This is a genomic window from Lutimaribacter saemankumensis, assembly GCF_900100005.1.
Classification (GTDB): Bacteria; Pseudomonadota; Alphaproteobacteria; order Rhodobacterales; family Rhodobacteraceae; genus Lutimaribacter; species Lutimaribacter saemankumensis.
Window position 1 is genome coordinate 43,780 of record NZ_FNEB01000012.1, and the last position, 6,553, is coordinate 50,332.

The following is a 6,553-nucleotide window of genomic DNA, read 5'->3' on the forward strand; positions in this document are numbered from 1 at the left end:
GTTACGCCTGTTTTGCGGCGGGGCTGACGACGGGGGTCAGCCGCTCGGCCTGCATGCGCACCATATGCGCCAGCGCCGCTTCGCCCGGGCAGGACGGGATCGAGGCGATCGCCCCGGACAGGATATCGGTCAGCCGCTTGATCGCGCCCTCGACACCCAGTTGCGCCACCGCGTTCGGACGACCGTGAAGATCGTCCTGCCCCGCCGGCTTGCCCAGTGTCTCGGAATCATAAAGCGCATCGCGCAGATCGTCGGCCACCTGGAACGCCTCGCCGATGCGGGCGCCCAGCTCTTCCCAATCTTCCGCGTCCTGCCCCGCAGCGATGGCTCCCATCTGGGTGGCGGCCACGAACAACGCGCCTGTCTTGGACCGGTGATAGGCCCCAAGGTCGACGGCGGGTTCGCTTTCCCACCCCTGCCCTGCGCAGATGCCGCCGGGCATCCCGGTCTGCCGCGCCAGCGTCAGCACCAGTTGCGCGCTGCGCATCGGGTCAAGATGCGCGACACGGGCCAGCACCTCGAACGCCAGGACGATCAGGCTGTCGCCAGTCAGTACCGCAAGCGGCTCGGAATAGGCGCGGTGGACGCTTGGCTTGCCGCGGCGAAACTCGGCATCGTCAAAGCAGGGCAGATCGTCATGCACCAGGCTGGCGCAGTGGATCAGCTCCAGCGCCGCGGCCGCCGCATCGGTGATCTCCGGCTGGTCGTCACCACAGGCCATCGCGACCGAGGTCAGGATCGTGGGCCGGATACGTGCCCCGCCGGGCGTCGTGGCGTAACTGAGAGCGGTGCTCAACTGCCGCGGCGCGACACCGCCCTGCCCTATCGCCACCGCGTCGGTTACGGCCTTGTCGATGCGTTCGCTGAGTCCCATACTGCCCTCGCTGCGCCGTGGAATGTCAGTTTGATGTTACATCAATGTGTAAATCAGACTGGACAGTTTTGCGATACGAGTCAAGAATTGTCTCCATGTTCGACAGCTCCAATTCCAGGCCGTCCCGGCCCCGTTGCGTGATCGTCGGTGCGGGCATCGGCGGCCTGGCCTGCGGGCTGCGCCTTGCCCATGCCGGGCACGAGGTCACGATACTGGACCGTCACGCGGCACCAGGCGGCAAGATGCGCACCCTGCCCTCGCCCGCCGGACCCGTGGATGCCGGACCGACCGTCCTGACCATGCGGCCCGTCTTCGAAAACCTGTTCGCGGATGTGGGCGAACGGCTGGACGATCACGTCACCCTGATCGAACAGGACATTCTGGCCCGCCATTTCTGGCCCGACGGCAGTCATCTCACACTGACCAATGACCGCGCGGTCAATGCCGATGCCATCGCCGAATTTGCGGGGTCCAAGGCCGCCGACCAGTTTCGCCGCTTCTGCACCGATGCCGAGCGGCTGTTCGACGCTTTCGACGCGCCGATGATGCGGGCTCCCGAACCCTCCGTCGCCGCGCTGACGGCGCGCGTCCTGCGCGACCCCGGCCTTCTGCCCCGCATGGCGCCCCTGTCGAACATGCGCGGCGATCTGCGCCGCCGCTTCGATGACCCTCGCCTTGCCCAGCTGTTCGGACGCTACGCCACCTATGTCGGCGGGCATCCCGGCCAGACCCCGGCGCTTTTGTCGCTAATCTGGCGCGCCGAAGAATCGGGCGTCTGGTGCGTTCAGGGCGGTATGCACGCGCTGGCCCGCGCCGTGGCCGATCTTGCACAGACGAAAGGCGCGATAGTGCGGCTCGGCGCGGATGTCGCCCGCATCGACGTGAGCGAAAACCGCGTCACGGGCGTGACACTGCAAACCGGCGAACGCATCGCCGCGGACACGGTCGTTTTCAACGGCGACCCCCGCGCCCTGGCGACCTGTGCGCTTGGCACCGGCGTCGCCCATGTCGCGCCGCAGACGCGCACCACCGCGCGCAGCCTGTCGGCCCGCGTCTGGACCTTTGCCAGCACCGTTGCCGGGCCGGAGCTGGCCCATCACAACGTCTTTTTCGCCGCCGACCCGGACGAGGAATTCACTGCCATCGCCGCGGGCCGGATGCCTGCCGATCCCACGATCTATATCTGCGCCGAGGATCGCGGCCAGACCCGCCCTGCCCCGGAAACCGAACGGTTCGAAATCATCCTGAACGCCGCCCCCCTCACCGACGCGCAGCGCCCCGACAAGGAGGCCCAGACATGCCACCAGAGGACATTCCCGACACTCGCCCGCTTCGGCCTGACCTTCACGCCGGAGCCCGGCCCCGAGGCGCTGACCACGCCCTCGGGGTTCAACCGCCTGTTTCCGGCCAGCGCCGGTTCGCTTTACGGGCAGAGCCCGCACGGCATGACCGCCTCGCTGAAACGGCCACGGGCGCGGACGGCGGTGACGGGGCTTTTCCTGGCAGGCGGGGGGACGCATCCGGGCGCGGGCGTGCCGATGGCAACGCTCTCAGGCGCGCACGCGGCCGCGGCGATACTGAAGGCCCCAATTTCGACCTAGACGTGCCGCCTAACGGCTATGCCTGGTGGTATGTCGACGCGATCAGCGATTGCGGCACACGCGCCCTTTCGGTGATCGGCTTCATCGGCTCGGTCTTTTCGCCCTGGTACGCCTGGTCGGGCCGGCGCGACCCGGCGAACCATTGCTGCATCAACGTGGCGACATACGGCCCCGGCGGACGCTTCACCATGACCGACAGGGGGCGCACAGCGCTGTGCACCGATGGCGGCGCGCTGACCGTGGGGCCATCGGCCATGCGCTGGACCGACGACCGACTGGTGATCGAGGTGAACGAATGGGGCGCGCTGCCCATGGTCACGCCCGTGCGCGGCACGATCGAGGTGGTGCCCGGGGCGCTGACATCGGTCGAACTGCCGCTCACGCCCGATGGCGCGCATGTCTGGCGGCCCTTCGCCCCGGTGGCGCGTGTCGAGGTGGCGCTGGAATCGCAAGGCTGGCAATGGCGGGGGCATGGCTATTTCGACGCCAATTTCGGCACCCGCGCCCTGGAACAGGATTTCGCCTTCTGGACTTGGGGGCGCTTTCCCGTGGCAGACGGGGCGACCTGTTTCTACGACGCGACCCGGCTTGACGGGTCGCGGCTGGCGCAGGCCGTCCATTTCGACCATGACGGCCGCGCCACCGAAATAGACCCGCCGCCGCTGCAAAAGATGAAACGCAGCCTCTGGGCGGTGCGCCGCGAAACCCGCGGCGATGCCGGCTGCGCCCCACAGCAGGTGATGAACATGCTGGATGCGCCGTTTTATTCCCGTTCGATGGTGCGAACGGTGCTGAACGGCGAGCAAAGCATCGGCGTGCACGAGGCGCTGGACCTGCGCCGGTTCCGCTCGCCGCTGCTCAAACCGATGCTGGCGGTGCGCGTGCCCCGCCGGAGCGGGTGGCAATTTCCGGGTTAGGCCGCGCTTATCAAGCCCTTGCGGGCTTTCTGCGCGCAAATGGGGGCGCTGCCCCCGTCCGCCCCTGGCGGACTCCCCCGGGATATTTGCAGAAAGAGAAAGCCAAAAAGGGCGCGCAAGCGTCCGATGCGCGCGCCTATCGCTGCGGCTTGGGCGGGTTGGCCGCGGCGTCGGGATTCAGGCGCATCACCGACAGGTTCAGCGCCCCTGCGATCGTGACCCAGCCCAGATAGGGCAGGAACAGCAGGCCCGCGATCCAGTCGGCCTGCCACAGCGCCACCATCGTGATCGCCACGCTCAACCACAAGAGCGACAGGACGATCATGCCGCCGCGAATGTTCTGAAGCCCGAAGAACACCGGCGTCCATAGCCCGTTCAGCGCGATCTGCACCGACCACAGCGCCAGCGCCAGCGTGCCTTGCCCGCTTATCGCCGCGCGCGCGCCCGCCGCCGCCATGCAGATGTAAAGCGTGGTCCACGCGACAGGGAACAGCCAGTCGGGCGGCGTCCAGCGCGGCTTGGACAGGGACCGGTACCACGGCCCCGGCGGAAAGATCGCACCGGTTGCCCCAGCCCCGAAACAGGCCGCAAGGAAAATGACGAAGTAAAGCCAGACCATGCGTTAGGAGGTAGAGCGAACCGCCCCCGCTTGCAAGGCTGCCTTGCGCGCCCGGTCTTGCGCCTCGAGTTGACCCAACAGCGACACGACCCGATCCGACCAGTCCTCTTGCCGGGGCCGGACACGCGCCGCCGCATCGACAAGAAATGCCACCTCGGGCAGCGGGCGGGCATAGATCGTGGCCTGACGCGGCATCACCAGCGTGACGCCCGCGCGCAGCATCGACAACCCCAGCCAACCCAGTTTCTGCGTCGTGTTGGTCCGCGCCCGGCCGCTGATCGGGTCATATCCGCGCGCCCGCACCTGCCCGCCGATCCCGGCATAGATGTGCCGCGCGGCGAAGATGCCCGGCCGGCAATCCACCGGCAGCGCGCCGATCCCGGCCTCGGCCCGGTGATAGAGCGCATCGGCCCGCGACAGAAGCCGCCGCACGACGCCCCGCAGGGCGGCTGTCGGCTGCGGGTCCGCCAGGAAGGCATCAGGCTCTATTCCGGCCTCTTTCAGCCAGTCGGTGGGCAGATAAAGCCGCCCCTCGGCCGCGTCCTCGCCGACATCGCGGGCGATGTTCGTCAGCTGCATCGCAACGCCCAGATCGCAGGCCCGCGCCAGCGCGTTGCCATCGCGCACCCGCATCAGAACGCACATCATCGCGCCGACGGCGCTCGCCACCCGCGCGGAATAGGCGTTGAGATCGGACAGCGTCGCATAGCGGCGCTCCATCGCGTCCCAGGCCAGCCCTTCCAGCATGGCCTCGGGCAGGGCGCGCGGCATGTCGAAATCCTCGATCAGGGCGGTGAAGGCACGGTCGGGCGCGGCGTTGCGCGGACGCCCGGCATAGGCCATGTCCAGCCTTTCGCGCAGCGCCAGCACCGAGGCCGCCTTGTCCTGTTTCAGATCCACCTCGTCGTCGGCCAGGCGGCAGAACGCGTAAAGCGCCAGCGCCGGGTCGCGCACCCGCGCGGGCAGCACACGGCTGGCCGCGTGAAACGACAGCGATCCGTGGCGGATCGCCTCGCGGCAATGATCAAGATCGGCCGGCGCGATCATTCTGCCGCTACCTTCATCGGGGCGGCGACCGCGCCGCGCGCATCGGGCACAAGCTGCGTCAGAACCTCGGACGAGGTCACGACCGACGGAATCCCCGCACCGGGATGCGTGCCTGCACCGACAAGGTAAAGCCCTTCCACCTCTTCCGAGATGTTGTGGGGACGGAACCAGGCGCTTTGGAAAATCCGCGGCTCCAGGCTGAACCCCGCGCCATGCGGGCTCAGATAGCGCGATTCAAATGTTTCCGGCGTGAAGACCTCGCTGGCCGACAGGTGATCCTGAAAACCCGGGATCAGCTTTTCGTCCAGAACCTGCGCCACTTTCTGGCGATAGGTCTCGGCCATCGCTGACCAGTCGACCGCCTCCTTGCCGTGCAGGTTCGGCACCGGCGACAGCGCATAGAACGTGTCGTCGCCCCGTGGCGCGACGCTCGGATCGGTGACGGACGGGCGATGAAGATAGATCGACATGTCGCCCGCCAGGTGCTTTTTCAGAAAGATATCGCGCAACAACCCGCGATAGCGTGGCCCGTTCAGGATGGTGTGATGGCCCACGTCGCCCCACATGCCCTGCGTGCCGCGCGTGCCGAAATACCAGACGAACAGGCCCATCGACCAGCGCGCGCCGTCCAGCCTTTTCTTGGTCCACCGCCGTTTCGGGTGGTTGCGCAGCAGCCGGTCATACGTGGTGCCGGGATCGGCGTTCGACACGACGACCCGCGCCGGCAGCCTTTCGCCATCGCTCAGCACCACACCCGTCGCGCGGCCCGACTGCGTGGTGATTTCGTCCACCTCGGCGCCCTGCCGCACGGTGCCGCCCTGATCCTCGATCACACGCACCATCGCGTCGGCCATCGCCTGCACGCCACCCATCGCGTAATGCACGCCGAATTCCTTTTCCAGGTGACTGACCAGGATGTACATCGACGTGACGTTGGTCGGATCGCCGCCGATGAACAGCGGATGAAACGATAGCGCCATGCGCAGCCTTGGGTCGCGCACCCGCGCCGCCGCGTGCCCATAGACCGAGCGATCCGCACGCAGCCGCACGAAACCGGGCAATTCGCGGATCAGGTCCATCAGCTTGTTCATCGGGCGCCGGCCCAGCCCCTCGAACCCGAACCGATACCGCGCCTCGCTATCGGCCAGGAACTTGCGATAGCCGGCCACGTCGCCGGGCGACAGGCGGGCGACCTCGGCAATCATCGCCTGTTCGTCCTGCTGCACCGTCAGGTGCGATCCGTCGTCCCAGCGGATTTCATAATAGGGATGCACCGGGCGCAGATCGACATCGCGATCGAAATCGCGCCCGCATTCGGCCCAAAGCTGGCGGAATACCTGCGGCACCGTCACGATTGTCGGGCCCAGGTCGAACCGGTGGCCGTTGCGCATCAGGGACGACCCGCGCCCCCCTGCCCGGTCAAGCCGGTCCAGCACCGTCACGCGATACCCCTTGGCCCCCAGGCGCATCGCCGCCGACAGCCCGCCAAGCCCCG

The 6,553-nt window shown here is 67.8% G+C and carries 6 protein-coding genes; 2 read left to right on the plus strand and 4 right to left on the minus strand.

Translation table 11 applies throughout. The annotated features are described in order from the left end of the window. Position 1: 1 nt before the first annotated feature. Positions 2-874 carry a polyprenyl synthetase family protein gene (locus BLT50_RS17345; protein WP_090030308.1) on the minus strand — a complete coding sequence of 291 codons (873 nt, stop codon included), beginning with the start codon at positions 872-874 and terminating at the stop codon, positions 2-4. 95 nt (positions 875-969) lie between these two features. Here BLT50_RS17345 and crtD point away from each other — a divergent pair, with 95 nt between their 5' ends. Both crtD and crtC read left to right on the plus strand, forming a co-directional pair. After that, a complete protein-coding gene (gene crtD / locus BLT50_RS17350) occupies positions 970-2,475 on the plus strand; it encodes a 1-hydroxycarotenoid 3,4-desaturase CrtD (RefSeq protein WP_090030310.1) in 1,506 nt (501 codons plus the stop codon). A gap of 41 nt (positions 2,476-2,516) precedes the next feature. Further along, the gene (gene crtC / locus BLT50_RS17355; protein ID WP_090030325.1) at positions 2,517-3,392 is read left to right on the plus strand and encodes a carotenoid 1,2-hydratase; all 876 of its coding nucleotides are present in this window, start codon (positions 2,517-2,519) and stop codon (positions 3,390-3,392) included. A 136-nt stretch (positions 3,393-3,528) separates the two neighbouring features. Here crtC and tspO read toward each other — a convergent pair whose 3' ends face one another. The 3 genes from tspO to BLT50_RS17370 form a co-directional block, all read right to left on the minus strand. Further along, the gene (tspO, locus tag BLT50_RS17360) at positions 3,529-4,011 is read right to left on the minus strand and encodes a tryptophan-rich sensory protein TspO (RefSeq protein WP_090030312.1); all 483 of its coding nucleotides are present in this window, start codon (positions 4,009-4,011) and stop codon (positions 3,529-3,531) included. A gap of 3 nt (positions 4,012-4,014) precedes the next feature. Then, positions 4,015-5,058, minus strand: a complete 1,044-nt coding sequence (gene crtB, locus BLT50_RS17365; protein ID WP_090030313.1) for a 15-cis-phytoene synthase — start codon at positions 5,056-5,058, stop codon at positions 4,015-4,017. Then, positions 5,055-6,553, minus strand: a 1,499-nt coding sequence (locus BLT50_RS17370; protein WP_090030327.1) for a phytoene desaturase, incomplete at its 5' end; no start/stop codon positions are given. The genes crtB and BLT50_RS17370, both read right to left, overlap by 4 nt.